Annotated in this window: 13 protein-coding genes; 5 read left to right on the top strand and 8 right to left on the bottom strand. The window is 71.9% G+C overall.

Annotation, left to right across the window (positions count from 1 at the left end; translation table 11 throughout):
* Positions 1-10: 10 nt before the first annotated feature.
* The 6 genes from AB0M56_RS04205 to AB0M56_RS04180 are packed head-to-tail and all read right to left on the bottom strand — an operon-like array spanning position 11 to position 7,944.
* Positions 11-1,171, bottom strand: a complete 1,161-nt coding sequence (locus AB0M56_RS04205; protein ID WP_364170919.1) for a serine hydrolase domain-containing protein — start codon at positions 1,169-1,171, stop codon at positions 11-13.
* Positions 1,168-2,385 (bottom strand): 2Fe-2S iron-sulfur cluster-binding protein, encoded by a 1,218-nt coding sequence (locus AB0M56_RS04200; protein WP_364170917.1) that lies wholly within the window; start codon positions 2,383-2,385, stop codon positions 1,168-1,170. Before AB0M56_RS04200 ends, AB0M56_RS04205 begins: the two co-directional genes overlap by 4 nt.
* A complete protein-coding gene (locus AB0M56_RS04195) occupies positions 2,382-3,224 on the bottom strand; it encodes an FAD binding domain-containing protein (protein ID WP_364170915.1) in 843 nt (280 codons plus the stop codon). The genes AB0M56_RS04200 and AB0M56_RS04195 overlap by 4 nt, the downstream gene beginning before the upstream one ends.
* A 3-nt stretch (positions 3,225-3,227) precedes the next feature.
* Positions 3,228-4,007 carry an enoyl-CoA hydratase/isomerase family protein gene (locus tag AB0M56_RS04190; protein WP_364170913.1) on the bottom strand — a complete coding sequence of 260 codons (780 nt, stop codon included), beginning with the start codon at positions 4,005-4,007 and terminating at the stop codon, positions 3,228-3,230.
* Positions 4,007-6,391, bottom strand: a complete 2,385-nt coding sequence (locus AB0M56_RS04185; protein WP_364170911.1) for a xanthine dehydrogenase family protein molybdopterin-binding subunit — start codon at positions 6,389-6,391, stop codon at positions 4,007-4,009. The genes AB0M56_RS04190 and AB0M56_RS04185 overlap by 1 nt, the downstream gene beginning before the upstream one ends.
* Positions 6,388-7,944: an AMP-binding protein gene (locus tag AB0M56_RS04180; RefSeq protein ID WP_364170909.1), complete on the bottom strand. Its 1,557-nt coding sequence runs from the start codon at positions 7,942-7,944 to the stop codon at positions 6,388-6,390. The genes AB0M56_RS04185 and AB0M56_RS04180 overlap by 4 nt, the downstream gene beginning before the upstream one ends.
* A gap of 94 nt (positions 7,945-8,038) precedes the next feature.
* On the opposite strand from AB0M56_RS04180, the gene AB0M56_RS04175 reads away from it, so the two are divergent.
* From AB0M56_RS04175 to AB0M56_RS04160, 4 genes are all read left to right on the top strand, one after another.
* Complete coding sequence (locus AB0M56_RS04175; protein ID WP_364170907.1) at positions 8,039-8,569, top strand: PadR family transcriptional regulator; 531 nt, start codon at positions 8,039-8,041, stop codon at positions 8,567-8,569.
* Between the two features lie 55 nt (positions 8,570-8,624).
* On the top strand, positions 8,625-9,245 hold the full coding sequence (locus AB0M56_RS04170; protein WP_364170905.1) for a flavin reductase family protein: 621 nt from the start codon (positions 8,625-8,627) through the stop codon (positions 9,243-9,245).
* 1,035 nt (positions 9,246-10,280) lie between these two features.
* Positions 10,281-11,810: an AMP-binding protein gene (locus AB0M56_RS04165; protein WP_364170903.1), complete on the top strand. Its 1,530-nt coding sequence runs from the start codon at positions 10,281-10,283 to the stop codon at positions 11,808-11,810.
* Between the two features lie 201 nt (positions 11,811-12,011).
* Entirely contained in the window at positions 12,012-12,269 is a 258-nt protein-coding gene (locus AB0M56_RS04160; protein ID WP_364170902.1) for a hypothetical protein, read from the top strand.
* A 25-nt stretch (positions 12,270-12,294) separates the two neighbouring features.
* On the opposite strand, the gene AB0M56_RS04155 is transcribed toward AB0M56_RS04160, so the two are convergent.
* Both AB0M56_RS04155 and AB0M56_RS04150 read right to left on the bottom strand, forming a co-directional pair.
* Entirely contained in the window at positions 12,295-12,639 is a 345-nt protein-coding gene (locus AB0M56_RS04155; protein WP_364170900.1) for a DUF2255 family protein, read from the bottom strand.
* Positions 12,636-13,496, bottom strand: a complete 861-nt coding sequence (locus AB0M56_RS04150; protein WP_364170898.1) for a helix-turn-helix domain-containing protein — start codon at positions 13,494-13,496, stop codon at positions 12,636-12,638. The genes AB0M56_RS04155 and AB0M56_RS04150 overlap by 4 nt, the downstream gene beginning before the upstream one ends.
* A 242-nt stretch (positions 13,497-13,738) precedes the next feature.
* Here AB0M56_RS04150 and AB0M56_RS04145 point away from each other — a divergent pair, with 242 nt between their 5' ends.
* Positions 13,739-14,557 carry an alpha/beta hydrolase gene (locus AB0M56_RS04145; protein ID WP_364170896.1) on the top strand — a complete coding sequence of 273 codons (819 nt, stop codon included), beginning with the start codon at positions 13,739-13,741 and terminating at the stop codon, positions 14,555-14,557.
* The last annotated feature ends 47 nt before the right edge of the window (positions 14,558-14,604 follow it).

Genomic DNA, 14,604 nt, shown 5'->3' with positions numbered 1-14,604 from the left:
GCCTCAAGAGCTAGCGCGTCGCGTACAGCGCCCGCTCGAAGTCCTCGTACAGCTTGACGAACGGCGGCGGCACGAACGGCAGCGACTGGCTGTAGATCGCGCCCGTCACGCGGTTCACCGGGTCGACCCAGAAGAACGAGTTGCACAACCCGGCCCACGTTCCGCTGCCCGCGGCGCGCATCCCCGGTCGCTGCTCGCTGTTGAGCACGAGCCCGAGGCCCCACTTGTGGCCCGGCCCCGCGACGAAGTCGAACGACGACGTCGGGTCCGCGGTCGGGATGCGCGCCGGGAAGTCCAGGTCGCCGATCTGGTTGGTGAACGCGGCGTCCACAGTGGACCGTTCCAGCACCTTGGTGCCGTCGAGCGTGCCGCCGCCCAGCAGCATCCGCTGGAACTTGAGGTAGTCGCGCGGCGTCGAGTACAGGCCGTGGCCCCCGGCCCAGTACTCGGGCTGCTCGGGGATGTTGATGTCGGTGGCCAGCCACTTGCCGTCCTCGCCCAGGACGTGCACCGGGGCCAGGTTGCCGCGCTGCGAGCCGGTCGGGGCGAACGACGTCTCGGTCATCCCCAGCGGCCCGGTGATGTGCTCCTTGAAGAACACGTCCAGCGTCACCCCGGCGACGGCCTCGACCACCTGGCCCAGCCAGTCGGTGTTGGTGCCGTACTCGACCTTCGTGCCGGGATCGGCGATCATCGGGGCGGTCAGCACGATCTTCCGGCCCGACAACACGTTGGGGATACCGGTGGCCTTCTCCCACTTCACGATGTCGTCGTTCCAGAACCAGTAGCTCAGGCCCGAGGTGTGCGTCATCAGCTGCCGCACGGTCGCCTGCGAGGCCGGCGCCCGCAGCCTCGGCTGGTCACCGTCGAAGCCTTCGAGCACCTTCATCTCGGCGAACTCGGGCCGGTACCGCTCGACCGGCGCGTCGAGGTCGAGCTGCCCTTGGTCGGCCAGCTTCAACGCGGCGGTGGTCGTGACCATCTTGGTCATCGACATGATGCGGAAGTGCGTGTCCGCGGACGCCGGGTCGGCGCTGCCGGCGGCGCGCGGGCCGGCGGCGCCTTCGTAGATGATGCCGTTGTCGTCGGCGGCGATGGCCACGACGTTGGGCACGTCGCCGGCGTCGACGGCGTCGCTCAGGATCTTGTCGATCGGGGCGGTCGAACTCATCGTTGAGTCCCTTTCGGATGTGTGGGTGGGTTGTGCTCGGCCCGGCGCAGGCGCCGGCCCCATTCCCGGGCTTTCGCCGCGAGAGTGGCTGCGAGGAGGGCCAGTGCGCCCGGCGGCTTCCTTGCCGTCGTGCGCACCCCGGACACCGCGGTCTCCTCCACGGCCGCGGCGAACTGCTCGAACATCCGCCGGCTGACGTCGCCGGCCAGCGCCCGGCCGAAGTGCGCGATCCGGCCGGTCAGGTACACCTGCGCGGTCGCCCGCAGCCTCGTCCCGGCACCGGTTTCCTCCGCGACGAGCAGGATGTCGGCCTGGGTGCGCCCGCCCCCGGCGTCCTCGCCCTGGCCGATCACCCGCAGGCGGTGCGCCTGCGCGTCGCGTTCGGTGACCTGCGCCAGCCCCGCGAACGAAAGCCGGATCGGCCCGACGGCGACGCGCGCCCGGCCGCGGTAGCGGTCGTCGCCGAGGTGCTCGGAGATCTCCGCCCCGGGCAGGCACGCGGCGACGAGGTCGATGTCGTCGAGCACGGCCCACGTCTTCTCCGGCGACGCGGTGAGCTCCTGGGTGACCTCGACGGTGAACGTCGGATCCCCTTGCGGCAGCTCGATTTCCTTGACGCCCGCCGGCTCGGGCGCGGACTCGGCGCCGGGCTTGGCCGCGGTGTGGCCCATCAGCACGTGGTGCCCGCAGTTGCGCGGCTCGGGGATCCCGTCGCGGTGCGCACCGGCCACTTCGGACACCGCGGAGAGGATGTTGCGGTAGCCGGTGCACCGGCACAGCACGCCGGACAGCTCCACGGGGAGGTCCTCCTCGGCGACGTCCGGCTTGTGCGCCAGCAGGTCGTAGGAGCTGAGCAGGAACCCCGGCGTGCAGAAGCCGCACTGCAGCGCGTGGTGCGAGCCGAACGCCTCCTGCAACGGGTGCAGGTCGTCCGGGCGGCCGAGGCCCTCGACCGTCACGATGTCCGCGCCGTCGAGCTGGCAGGCGAACAACAGGCACGCTCGGGCGGCGGAGCCGTCGACCAGCACGGTGCACATCCCGCACACGCCGTGCTCGCAGCCCAGGTGCGTGCCGGTGAGGCCGAGGTGGTCGCGCAGCGCGTCGGCGAGCGTCACGCGCGCGGGCAGCGACAGTGACACCTCCGTGCCGTTCACGGTCATCGTCACGTCAACGGGCTCGCCGGCTTCCGCGCGGACCGGCCGCGGCAGCGTCATGACGTTCCTCCTTCCGCCGCTCGCCGGGCCCGGGCCAGCTCGCGCACGGCCAGCGCCGCTACGAGCCGCTGCCGGTACTCGCGTGAGCCGTGGGTATCGCCCGCGGTGTCCACGAGGTCGCGGGCCAGGTCGGCCACTTCGTCGTCGCCGAGACCGGTGACGTCGCGCGTGACCGGACGATCGGACACGCCGAACGCGGTGAGCACGGCCTCTGCCGCTCGTCCGTTCGAGACGCGGACTCGCGTGGCCACCCCGGCCAGCGCGAAGTCGCCGTGGCGGCGCGCGATCTCGGCGAACCCGAAGCCCTCACCCGGGCGGGCCATGGGGAAACGCACCGTGGCCAGCACGTCCTCGGCGCCGACGGAGGTGGCCATGGCGCCGTGGAAGAACTCGGCCGCCGCCACGGTGCGCCGGCCGTGCGGACCGGCGATCTCGAGCGACGCGCCCAGGCCGCAGGCCACCGCGGGCAGCTCGGCGGCGGGGTCGGCGTGCGCGATGCTGCCGCACACGGTGCCCCGGCTGCGCAGCTCGCGGTGCCCGATCCACGGCAGCGCCAGGCGCAGCAGGGGCACGGCCGCGGCGAGCGGGTGCCCTTCCAGCGTCCGCTGACGCACCAGGGCCCCGATCACGAGCTCGTCGCCGTCGCGGCGCACGAAGTCCAGTTCGGACAGTGCCCCGATGTCGACCACGGTGGACGGGCGAGCCAGCCGCATCGCCAGGATCGGCACCAGTGACTGGCCGCCCGCGAGCACCTTGCCCTCACCGGCGCTGCGCACGAGCTCGGCGACGGCGTCGTCGAGCGTCGCGGGCCGGACGTAGGCGAACGGTGCGGCTTTCACGGCTCAGCGCCCCTGGAACTTCGCGGGCCGCTTCTCGCTGAACGCCGCCACGCCCTCGGCGAAGTCGTGGCTCGCGCGCAGCATCGCGTATGCCTTGCGCTCCAGCTCGATGCCGGTGTAGAGCGGCCCGTCGACGCCCTTGTCGAGCACCTCCTTGGCGGTGCGCGCCGCCATGGGGGAGTAGCCCAGCAGCGTCTCGACGACCTTGTCCGTCTCCGCGTAGAGCTCGTCGCGGTCGGCCGCGAGCTTGGCCACCAGGCCCCAGTCCAGCGCCTGTTCGCCGGTGATCCGCTCTGCGGTGAGGATGTGGAACTTGGCGCGTGAAAGGCCGATCAGCCGCGCGAGCCGCTGAGTGCCGCCGCTGCCGGGGATCATGCCGAGCTTCATCTCCGGCAGCGCGAAGCGGCTGCGCGGCGTGGCCAGGCGGATGTCCGTGGACAGCACGAGCTCCAGGCCCACGCCGAAGCAGTAGCCGTCGACGGCCGCGACCACGATCTTCCTGCTGCGCGCGGGCGCGGTGACGTTGTGGCCGAGATCGGTGAAGCCGACCGGCTCGACCTCCATGAAGCCGGGGATGTCACCGCCCGAGGAGAAGTGCTCGCCGTCGGACTTCAGCACCACCACGCGCACGTCGTCGTCGGCGTCGATCTCGGCGAACAGCTCCGCCATCCGCTGGCGCATCTCCCACGTGATGATCGTGAAGCGGCCGTGGGAGAGCGTCAGCTCGGCGACCTGCCCGTCGTGGGTGCGGCCGAGCCGGATCTCGCCTCCGGTGAGCGCCATCAGGCCTTCCTTTCCAGTAGTTCGTGCACGACATTGCCGTGCAGGGGCAGGGTCGTGACTTCGACGCCGAGTGCGTCGGTGACCGCGTTGGCGATCGCCACCGGCAGGCTCATGCTCGAGCCCTCGCCGCAGCCCTTCGCGCCGAGCGTGGTGAACGGAGAGGGCGTCTCGAGGTGGTCGCTGATCAGCGGATAGCCGGCTTCCGCGCTGGTGGGGCAGAGGTAGTCCATGAAGGTCGCCGACGTGGGCTGGCCCGAATCGGCGTAGCGGAGCTCTTCGTAGAGCGCGCCGCCGAGGGCGTGCGCGAGAGCCCCGTGCACCTGGCCCTCCAGCAGCTTCGGGTTCAGGATCGTGCCGGCGTCGTGCACCGTGGACACCAGCTCGACCTCCACGGCGAGGCTCACCGGGTCGATCCGCACCGCGACCAGCTCGGCGACGAATCCGTAGCACAGGCTGGAGTTGATCTGGTCCCCTGTGGACGGTGCCTTGGCCTGGGGCGGGTTGAACGCCGCCTCCTCGTACAGCCGCGCCGGCACCCCTTCCGGCAGCGACCCGGGGTCCCAGTGCACCAAGCCGGCGGCGTGCCGGAAGGCCACGCGCCGATCGGGTGCGTCGCGTTCGCGCACGAACCCGTCGGCCAGCTCCAGCCCGGTGGGATCCGTGTCGAGCAGCACCCCGGCCGCGGCCCGGATCGTCTCGGCGATCTTGTCGGCCGCGGCGACGAGCGCGCTGGTGAGCAGGGGAGCGAAGCGCGAGGAGTAGCTGCCTGAGGTGATCGTCCAGGGCGTGGTGGCCGTGTCCATCTCGACCACCGGCCGTACGGACTCCTGCGTCAGCCCCAGCCGCTGCGCCACGAGCTGGCGCGCGACGGTGGCGTGTCCCTGGCCCTGCGGCACGGTGCCCAGCAGCACCGACACCACGCCCTGCGGGTCGACGCTGATCCGGACGTGCTCCGTGCTGCCCGACTTCCCGCGCCCGCTCGCGCGCTGCTCGGCCGGGGTGGCGAGACCGACGTAGCCGATGTTGGTCGCCGACGGGTCGACGATCGTCGCCATGCCGATGCCGAAGTACTCGCCGGCTTCACGAGCGTGCCGCCGGCGCTCGCGCAGCTTCTCGTAGTCGGCGTTGCGCAGGGCGAGCTCGAACGCCCGCGGGTAGTCGCCCGAGTCGTACACGCCCCCGCTGGGTGTGTGGTACGGGAACGAGCCGGCCTGGATCAGGTTGCGCCGCCGGATCTCCGCGGGGTCGAGGTCGAGCTCGCGGGCGACGCGATCCATGATCCGCTCGAGCCCGAAGTAGAGCTGCTGGCCGCCGAAGCCGCGGTTGAGGCCGGTGGGCGTCTTGTTCGTGACCACCGCCCGGGCCCGGATCGCCACCGCGCCGATGCCGTACGCGCCGGTGATGTTGCCGAAGCAGCGGTAGAGCGTGCTGGGCTCGGGCGGGCGAAGGTACGCGCCGACGTTGTCGACGAGGTCCGCGCGCAGGGCTTCGACCTTGCCGTCGGCGTCGACGGCGGCCTCGAACCGCATCCACCGGTCCGAACCCGCCGAGCTCGACAGCAGGTGCTCCACGCGGTCCTCGGTCCAGCGCACCGGCCGGCCGCAGTGCTTGCTGGCCAAGGCCATCAGCGCGACGTAGGGGTAGATGCCCGACTTGATGCCGAAGCTGCCGCCGATGTCCGCGGGCACGCGCAGCCGCACTCGCGACGTCGGCAGCCCGAGGCCCGCCGCCAGCACCGGGACCATGGAGAAGGGCCCATGGAAGTTGGCCCACGCCGTGACACCCGGTCCGTCGGCGTCCTCAAGCCACTCCGCGACGACCGAATAGCACTCCATGGGCGCCGACGTGTAGCGCGGGAACCGGTATTCGCCGGTCACGACGTGCGCGGCGGCGGCGAAGATCTCGTCGACGGGACCGAAGCTGAAAGTGCGGTCGGTGGCGACATTGCTGCCCAGCTCCTCGTGCAGCAGCGGCGCGTCCTCGGCGATCGCGCGCAGGGAGTCGACCACGGGCGGCAGCGGCTCGTAGTCCACTTCGACCAGTTCCGCCGCGTCCTCGGCGGTGTAGCGGTCGGTCGCGACGACGACGGCCACGGGCTCGCCGACGAACCGCACCTTGTCGGTCCCGGTGGGGTAGTAGCGGATCGGTGTCTTGAGCGAGAGGGGGAACGGCTTCAGCGCCGCGAGCACCTCGTCCGGGCCGAGGACCACCGCGACGCCCGGGTGCGCCCGCGCCCGCGACAGCTCGACGGACCGGATGCGCGCGTGCGGGTGCGGGCTGCGCACGACCGCCGCGACCAGCGAGCCGCGCATCGGGTCGAGGTCGTCGAGGAACTTCCCCTTGCCGCACAGCAAAGGAACGTCCTCGATGCGGGCCGCTGTCATGCGCGCTCCTCCTTGCCCGGCACGAGCTGCGCCAGCCGGCGGTAGTGGCCCGCCGTCAGCTCGCGGCGCAGGATCTTGCCGACGGCCGACTTGGGGATGCCGGCCACGGCCAGGTAGCGCTTGGGCCGTTTCAGCGACGGCAGTCCGGAGTGTTCCCGCGCGTAGGACTCCAGCTGTGCCAGCGTTTCCTCGGGCCGGTACCCGGCCGAGGGCACGACGAACGCCGTGACCGCGCTGCCCCAGCGGTCGTCGGGGAGCCCGGCGACCACGATTTCGGCGACGGCCGGGCAGCGCACGAGGGCGTCTTCGATGTCCTCGGGGTAGATGTTCTCGCCGCCGGAGTTGATCATGTCGTCGACGCGGCCCGCGACCCACAGGTCGCCGTCCTCGTCCTCGGTCGCGAGGTCGCCGGTGAAGTACCAGCCGGCGCGCAGCGACTTCGCGTCGGCGTCGGGCCGGTGCCAGTACCCGCTGAACGCCTCCGGGCTCTCGAGCGACACCGCGACCTGGCCCGGTTCGCCCGGCGCGACGACGTCGTCCGGGGACGCGCCCTCGGCCGGGCTGACCAGGCGGACGCGGGAGAAGACCCCGGCGCGGCCGGCGCAGCCCGGTTTGCGGCGCACGTCGGGCCCGATCGTGAAGGTGTAGATCTCCGTGCTGCCGAAGTGGTTGACGAACACCTCCGGGTGCAACTCGGCGTCGAGCCGCTCGGCGAGCGCGGGCGTCATCGACGCGCCCGCGTAGGCCAGCCGCCGCACGGACTTCGCCTCGGCCAGCCGTCCTGTGTGGACCAGCGACCAGTACGCGGTGGGCACCAGGTAGAGCGCGCTCACGTCCTCCGCGGTGATGAGCTCCAGCGACTCCTCGGCGTCGAACTTCTCCTGCGGCACCCAGGTGCCCGCCGCGAGGATGCTGGCCAGCAGCGCACGCATGCCCATGGTGTGGAACATCGGCATCACGCCCAGGGCGACCTCGCCGGGGCGGTGCTGGGTCTGGATCAGGTGCGCCACCGCGGCCGCGTGCTCGGCGGAGTGGCGGCGCGGCACGCCTTTCGGCCGGCCCGTGGTGCCGGACGTGTAGAGCATGACGCTCGTGTCGCCCTCGGCCGGCTGGTGTTTCGGCGCGGGGGAGTCGAGCAGCCGCGCCAGCGGCGTCACCCGGTCGGGTGTGTCCAGCGCGGCTCCGGAATGCGCCCGGGCCGGCAGTTCGGGAAGGCCGGCGACCGTGTGGTCGGTGGTGCTGTCGGTGATCAGGAGCGCGGGGGAGCAGTCGTGCAGGCAGTAGGCCACGTCGTCGGCGCTGAAGCGCGTGGACAGCGGAACGGAGATCGCGCCGGTCTTCTGCACGGCGAGGTGCAGGCTGGCGAGCGGCTCCCCGCCGGCGAGCAGCAGCGCGACGTGGTCACCCGGGCGCACGCCCAGCCGGGTCAGCGCGCCGGCCAGGCGGTCGGTGCGGTCGTCCCATTGGGCGTACGTCATCGGATGCCGGCCACCCACGGCCCGGCGGTGCGGGTACCGCTCGGCCGTCCAACGGAAAGATCTCACCAAGTCCATCGGCGCACTCTCACTCCCGGAGATCCGGAGATCGACAGTCCGATTCGCATCGTCTGTTTCGGACTATTGGCGAAATTACGGTAGGGTCGAAGGCATGTCAAGCGGACGGTTGAGCACGACTTCGTACGTCGTGCTGGGGACGATCGGGCTGCGTGGCCCGTCCACGCCGTACGACCTCAAGCGCGCCGTCGGGCACTCGGTCGGGTACTTCTGGTCCTTCCCCCACGCGCAGCTGTACTCGGAGCCGGAGCGGCTGGAGCGCATGGGGCTGCTGGAGGTCGAGACCGAGCAGACCGGGCGCCGGCGCAAGGTCTACAGCCTCACCGACGAAGGTCGCGAAGCCGTGCGCGCGTGGCTCGCCGCGCCCACGCACGAGCATTTCGAGATGCGCGACATCGCCGAGATGAAGCTCTTTTTCAACGAGCTCGGCGACTCCGGCAACATCGTGAACCTGGCGCGCGAGCAGATCAAACAGCACGAAGAACGCATCTCCGTGTACGAGGACATGCAGCGCCGGTTCGGTTCCGAGGCCAAGTACGCGCGCCGCATGATCCCGCTACGGCTCGGGCTGGAAATGGAACGAGCGGCACTGCGCTTCTGGTCGTCGATCGCCGAGGAGTTCTGAGGCCGCCGATCGCTTCGGCCGGGGCCGAAGCGCCGCGCCCCTAGCGTGGGCGCTCGTGAACGATCATGTCGCGATTGCCCCCAGCATCCTGTACTTCGGGACTCCGGTCGCCTTGCTGACCACGGAAAACGCCGACGGCTCCCCGAACATCACGCCGATGTCGTCGGCCTGGGCGCTCGGTGAGGTCGTGGTGCTCGGGCTGGCCCGCAGTGGCCACGGCGCGCGCAACCTCACCTCGCGTCCCGACCTCGTGATCAACCTGCCCGGCCCCGGCCAGTGGGCCGTGGTGGAGCGGCTCGCCCCGCTCACGGGCGCGGACCCGGTGCCCGAGCACAAACGCGACCGATTCCGGCACGAGCCGGACAAGTTCGCCGCGGCCGGTCTGCGGCCGCAACCGGCCGAGCTGGTCCGGCCGCCGCGCATCGCCGAATGCCCGCTGCAGCCGGAAGCCCGCGCGGCCGCCGTCCGCGAGCGCGCCGGGTTCCTCGTCATCGAGGCCGACGTGCTGCGGGTGCACTGCTCGCCGGAGCTGGTCGTGCCCGCCACCCAGCACGTGGATCCCGCGAAGTGGAGCCCGCTGATCTACAACTTCCGCCACTACTTCGGCCTCGGCGAGCAGCTCGGGCACAGCTTCCGGTCCGAGACGCCCGCCATCGCCTCACGCGGCCACGGTTAGGGCCCGGCGCCGGTGCCGGACCAGCCCTGCCGCCTGCGCGCCGACGGCGACCCACGACGTACGCGATCAGCCACGGCACGAACCCGGGCGGCTGGCGGTTGGTCGTCGCCAGGTCGGCGAGCACTGGCAGCGCGTAGAACGCCGGCAGCGCGAGGTAGGGCTCGTTACGGCGGAGGATTCCGTCGACGGAGCGGGAGAGCTCGTCGCCGGCAAGCACCGGCCGCGTCAGTACGCCGATCAGCACCGCCGCCACCACGACCGCACCGAGCGTCAGCAGCCCGAGCCACAGCAGCGCCCAGACGCTGCCGGACGACACGACCATCGCCACCGCCAGGCCCGCGCCGCCGCCGAACGTGACCACGGCGGCCGCGACGTACCACCCGTTCAGCACCTCGTGCCATGAAGGTCGCTGCGCGGGCGTCGTGGCGCCGAGCCAGGCCGCGGTTCGCCGGTCGGCCCACCGCACGGGCAGCCAGAGGGTGAGCTGCAGCCCGGCGAAGAGGCAGAAGGTGGCGCGGCCCTCGGGCAGGTCGTCGTGGTCGATTCCGGGCAGCAGTGCCAAGAACTGCATCGCGAACGAGCCGAACGCGATCACCAGCAGGCCGGCGAGCGTTCCGGACCACGTCGGCCCGGGTCGCGCACCTGCGCGCACGCCGAGCCGCCGCGCGAGCAACGGCGTGAAGCCGACTCGCCGGGACGTCGTGCTTCTCCAGCCATCGTCCGGCCGCCTTGATCTCGGCGTTGGTCGGGTCGGCATCGGTTCCCCCCTCGATTCGAGAGGTATCCGTGCGAAGGGCGGATCGCGTTGCCCGGTCGGCCGGAAAACTCTGCCCGGCGGGGCCTCGGGCCGGGTGGGGCGGGGACCGTAGCGTGGTCGTGCCGTTCACCGCCTGCGAGCCGAAGGGGCCGGCCATCACCGACGTGTTCACGCCAGGACCGGGACGGACGGTGTTCAGCCTCAGACCGCCACCGTCCGTTGTGGACCGGTTTCACGCGGAAGGGGTGTGGCGGGAAGGAAATCCGCTGCAGGACCTTGTGCGGTGGCGAGACGAGACTCCGGACGCGACCGCCCTCGTCGCGCTTCGGACGACGACGGGCGACACGACGCGGTTGACCTATCGCGAGTACGCGCGGTGCGTGGAGCGGTACGCCGGGGCGCTGACCGAGCTGGGCGTGGGGCCGGGGCAGGTCGTGGCTGTGCAGCTGCCGAACGTGTGGCAGGTCAATCCGTTGCTGCTGGCCTGTTTCCGGGTCGGCGCGCTGGTGGCGCCCGTGATGCCGGCGATCCGGTCGCGGGAGCTGGAGCGCGTGCTCGCCCGGGTCGGCGCTTCGGTGTGCGTGACGGCCGACGTCTGGGACGGCTACGACCACGCGGCGGCGCTGGCGGAGATCGCCCCGCGGCTGCCGAAGCTGCGCCACCGGGTCGTGCTGGGCTCGCGGGTCGCGGCGGACGAGGTCGACTTCACGAAGCACTTCGGACAACCGTGGGAAACGCGGCACGCCGTCGCCCTGGAGGACGCCCGGCCGGATCCCGACCAGGTGTGCCTGGTGCTGTTCACTTCCGGCACAACCGGCCGGCCGAAGGGCGCGCTGCACACGCTCAACACCGAGTACGCCACCGCCCCCGCGCACGTCACGGCCGACGACCAGGGGCCGGCCGAGCGGTTCTTCACCCCGCACTCCCTCACCCACACCGGCGGCATCTTCCATTGCCTCATGCGCCCGTTGCTCACCGGCGGCTGCGGGGTCGTCTCGGACCGCTGGGAACCCGAGGCCATCGGCGCCTACCTCGAAGACACCGCCGTGACACAGCTGCTGATCGCGCCGGTGTTCCTGACCCAGCTGCTGCCGTACGCGCGGCCCGGCCGGCTGCGCACCGTGACGACGCTCGGCACCGCGACTCCCCCCGCGCTCGTCACGGACGTCGCCCGCGTCCTGGGCGTGCCGCTGCGCACGTGCTGGGGCATGACCGAGTGCGGCGGCACCCTCATGCGCGCCGACGACCCGCCGGACTGGGCGCTGCACAGCGTCGGCCGGATCTCCCGGGGCAGCGAACTCGATCTGCGGTCCGACCTGGGGGAAATCACCGCGGAACGGCCGGGCCGGCTCTACGTCCGGGGTGCCACCGTCTGCCTGGCCACCGTCGGGCGGGACACCGGTGAGCTCACCGTGCCGGCCGACCACGACGACGGCTGGTACGACACGGGTGACCTCGCGATCCCCGACGGCCGCGGCGGCATCCGCCTCCTGGGCCGCGACGCCGACCGCATCGGCGGCGTGCTCATGATCCCGGCGGCCGACGTGGAGTCCGCGCTGCTGGAGCACCCGGCCGTCCGCGACGTCGCGCTCGTCGGCTACCCGGACACCTCCGGCGGCGAGCTGCCCGCGGCGGTCGTCGTGGCCGCTGCCGAGCCGCCGACGCTCGCCGGCCTGCGTGACCACCTCGCCACGCTCGGCATGACGGAGTGGTACTGGCCCACGCGCCTGGAGCTGGTGCCGGAGCTGCCGCGCAACGCAATGGGCAAGGTGCGCAAGGACGTCCTCGCGCGCAGTCTCACGTGCTGACCTGCCGGCCGCGTCCGTCCACAGTGGAGTAAATACCAGTTCCCGCGTAGCTTGTTTCTGCTGCGGATCGGGGAGGTGAGGACGTGAGCGGAGTCATCGGCGCGTCCTGTGTCCGGGACTCGGCGCCGTGGCGGGTCAGGTCGCCGTCGCCGCCGGGGTGGCGCTGGTGTGCGGGATGGTCGGGGCGCTGGGCAGGGCTCGATGTTCACGGCCGGTGCGGTGATGGCCGTGATCGGCACGGCGTTCGCGCAGTTCAGCAAGGTGACGATGCCGTGGTGGAGCAGTCGGCGTGGCGACTGCTGGGGACCGCGATCGTGTTCGATAACCCCCACCACGGAACAGATCAAAGCCGTCGCCGGGGCCATCACGGCGTGGGGCCGGGCCCACCCCGAGCCTCCCGCATCGGTGAGTCTCCTCCGGACGTTGCTCGTCGACCGCGTCGACGAGCAGGACTGCTGAGCGCTGTCGTTGCCGGCCGATCGCGCTACGCCGGGGTGATCCGGAGCGTCGCCGCTCGCGCGGGGGCAGTGGTGACGAGCGAAGCGGCTCCGTACTTGGCGCGGTAAGCCTCGTCGATATCGACCGGATCCTCGCCGTCGGCAGCGAACGCGACGGCGCGGCTCAGCGAGGCGATCCGGATGCAGCCCCGGTGGTGGTTCGACGCGGCCTGGAACCACCGGGACCCGGGACCACGGAACGCGCGGACGAACAGCGCGCCGTCGACGAGGACGAAACCGACCTCCACCCAGGCGTCACCGTAGGACCCCGCACTGAGCTTCAGCAAGTCCGAGGCCGAAAGTGCAGCCAGTTCCGAAGCGGTCCAGGTCATCGCTCGGCCGCTGAGTGTTCGGCGTTCCAGGACAGCAGGATGTCCAGCGCGTCGCGCGACGGGGTGCCGGGCTCGGCGGTGAGGACCATCAGGCGCTGGCCGGAGTCGTCGGGGCTGAGCCAGGTGTCGCAGTCGAGCGTGAGGTCGCCGACGAGCGGGTGCCGGTAGTTCTTGGTGCCGAAGCCCGCGCTGGTCACCCGGTGTTCGGCCCACCACGTGCGGAAGTCGCCGTCCTGCACGGAAAGCTCGCCGACCAGGCGCGCCAGCTCCGGATCCTCGGGGTCGGTGGCCGCTTCCATCCGCAGGGCGGACACGGCCACCCGAGCGTCGTTCTGCCAGTGCGGGTGGAGGGCGCGGAACGCCGGCTCGCTGAACATCAGGTGCACGTAATTGCGCCGCGCCGACGCTACCTGGGCGAAGTCGACGTACAGGGCGGTCGCCGCGGTGTTCCATCCCAGGATGTCGAGGCGTTTGCCGAGGACGATCGCGGGGGTCTCGGTGAGCTGGTCGAGCAGGCGCCGGATGGCGGGCCGCACCCGTTGGACCGTGCGACGGCGGCGCGGGCGGGCGTCGGCCTTGCCGGCGAGGTCGTAGAGGTAGGTCTGCTGGTCGTCGTCGAGCAGCAGGGCGCGTGCGAGCGTGGCCAGGACCGTCGCCGACGCCTGGACGCGGCCCTGTTCCAGCCGCGTGTAGTACTCGACGCTGATCGCGGCCAGCTGTGCGACCTCGGTGCGGCGCAGCCCAGCGACCTTGCGGCGCGTGCCGGTTTCGGGCAGCCCGACGTCGCGAGGGGTCAGCTGGGCGCGGCGCGCCTTGAGGAAGTCGCCGAGCCGCGCGCAGCCGGACGGAGTGGTCATGGGTTCATTCTGCGCCCGGCCCGCCGCGCGCAAGAGGGCCAGGATCTTGACCACCCGGAAACCCGTCTCTGGTGGCCCCGCGGATACGGCCGGATCGTGGAGCAAGGCCCCGGCACCCCGCCGGGCCCAGATTCCCAGGGAGCACCCCGTGCCGAAGATCGACGTCACCTTCGACAGCGCCGGCGTCCGGCTCGGCCGGCCACCTCTACGTTCCGGCCGAGGCCGACGGCCCGAGCCCGGCCGTGATCGTCGGCCACCCCGGCAGCGGCGTGAAGGAGCAAGCCGCCGGGCTCTACGCGACCCGCCTGGCCGAACGCGGGTTCGTCACGCTGGCGTTCGACGCCGCCTTCCAGGGCGAGAGCGGCGGCGAGCCGCGCGGCCTCGAAGACCCCGCCCAGCGCGTGGAGGACTTCAAGGCCGCCGTGTCGTTCCTGACCACCCGTTCCGAAGTGGACGCCGGCCGCATCGGCGAGCTCGGCATCTGCGCGTCCGGCGGCTACGTGCTGTCAGCCACGGGCAGCGACCGCCGCGTGAAGGCCGTCGCCACGGTCAGCGGCGTCGACATCGCCCGCCAGTTCCGCCTGGGCGCCGACGGCACGCAGGACGCGGCCGTATTCGGAGGCATGCTGGACGCCGCCGCCCACGCCCGCACCGTGGCGGCCGCCGGCGAGAAGCCCGCGCCGCTCACGCTGTTCCCCGAGACGGTCGAACAGGCCCGCGCCCTCGGCGGGGAGCACGGCGCGGAGGGCTTCGAGTACTACCGCACCACGCGCGGACACCACCCGCGCTCCGCCGAGTTCCTCGACTGGACGAGCGTCGACAAGTTCGCCACGTTCGACGCCTTCGCCGCCGTGCCGCTGATCGGCCCTCGCCCGCTGCTGATGATCGTCGGTACACGCGCGATCACCGCGTGGATGAGCGTCGAGGCGTTCCAGAAGGCCACCGGACCCAAGGAACTGCACCACGTCGAAGGCGCGAGCCACGTCGACCTCTACGACAAGGAGCAGTACGTGGGCCCGGCGGTGGACAAACTGGCGGGCTTCTTCACCGAGAACCTCTGAGGGACGAGTCCACAGTGGACCTCAGCGTAGGCGCGCGAGGTGTGCCC

The organism is Amycolatopsis sp. NPDC051372 (assembly GCF_040682095.1).
Taxonomy (GTDB): domain Bacteria; phylum Actinomycetota; class Actinomycetes; order Mycobacteriales; family Pseudonocardiaceae; genus Amycolatopsis.
The sequence above is the reverse complement of the archived record's forward strand: the minus strand, read 5'-3'. Positions and strand labels throughout refer to the sequence as shown.

Excerpts from the sequence above, each read along its gene's own strand:
- AB0M56_RS04205 (WP_364170919.1), bottom strand. The coding sequence starts at position 1,171 with ATGAGTTCGACCGCCCCGATCGACAAGATCCTGAGCGACGCCGTCGAC.
- AB0M56_RS04200 (WP_364170917.1), bottom strand. The coding sequence starts at position 2,385 with ATGACGCTGCCGCGGCCGGTCCGCGCGGAAGCCGGCGAGCCCGTTGAC.
- AB0M56_RS04190 (WP_364170913.1), bottom strand. The coding sequence starts at position 4,007 with ATGGCGCTCACCGGAGGCGAGATCCGGCTCGGCCGCACCCACGACGGG.
- AB0M56_RS04185 (WP_364170911.1), bottom strand. The coding sequence starts at position 6,391 with ATGACAGCGGCCCGCATCGAGGACGTTCCTTTGCTGTGCGGCAAGGGG.
- AB0M56_RS04180 (WP_364170909.1), bottom strand. The coding sequence starts at position 7,944 with ATGGACTTGGTGAGATCTTTCCGTTGGACGGCCGAGCGGTACCCGCAC.
- AB0M56_RS04175 (WP_364170907.1), top strand. The coding sequence starts at position 8,039 with ATGTCAAGCGGACGGTTGAGCACGACTTCGTACGTCGTGCTGGGGACG.
- AB0M56_RS04160 (WP_364170902.1), top strand. The coding sequence starts at position 12,012 with ATGTTCACGGCCGGTGCGGTGATGGCCGTGATCGGCACGGCGTTCGCG.
- AB0M56_RS04155 (WP_364170900.1), bottom strand. The coding sequence starts at position 12,639 with ATGACCTGGACCGCTTCGGAACTGGCTGCACTTTCGGCCTCGGACTTG.
- AB0M56_RS04150 (WP_364170898.1), bottom strand. The coding sequence starts at position 13,496 with ATGACCACTCCGTCCGGCTGCGCGCGGCTCGGCGACTTCCTCAAGGCG.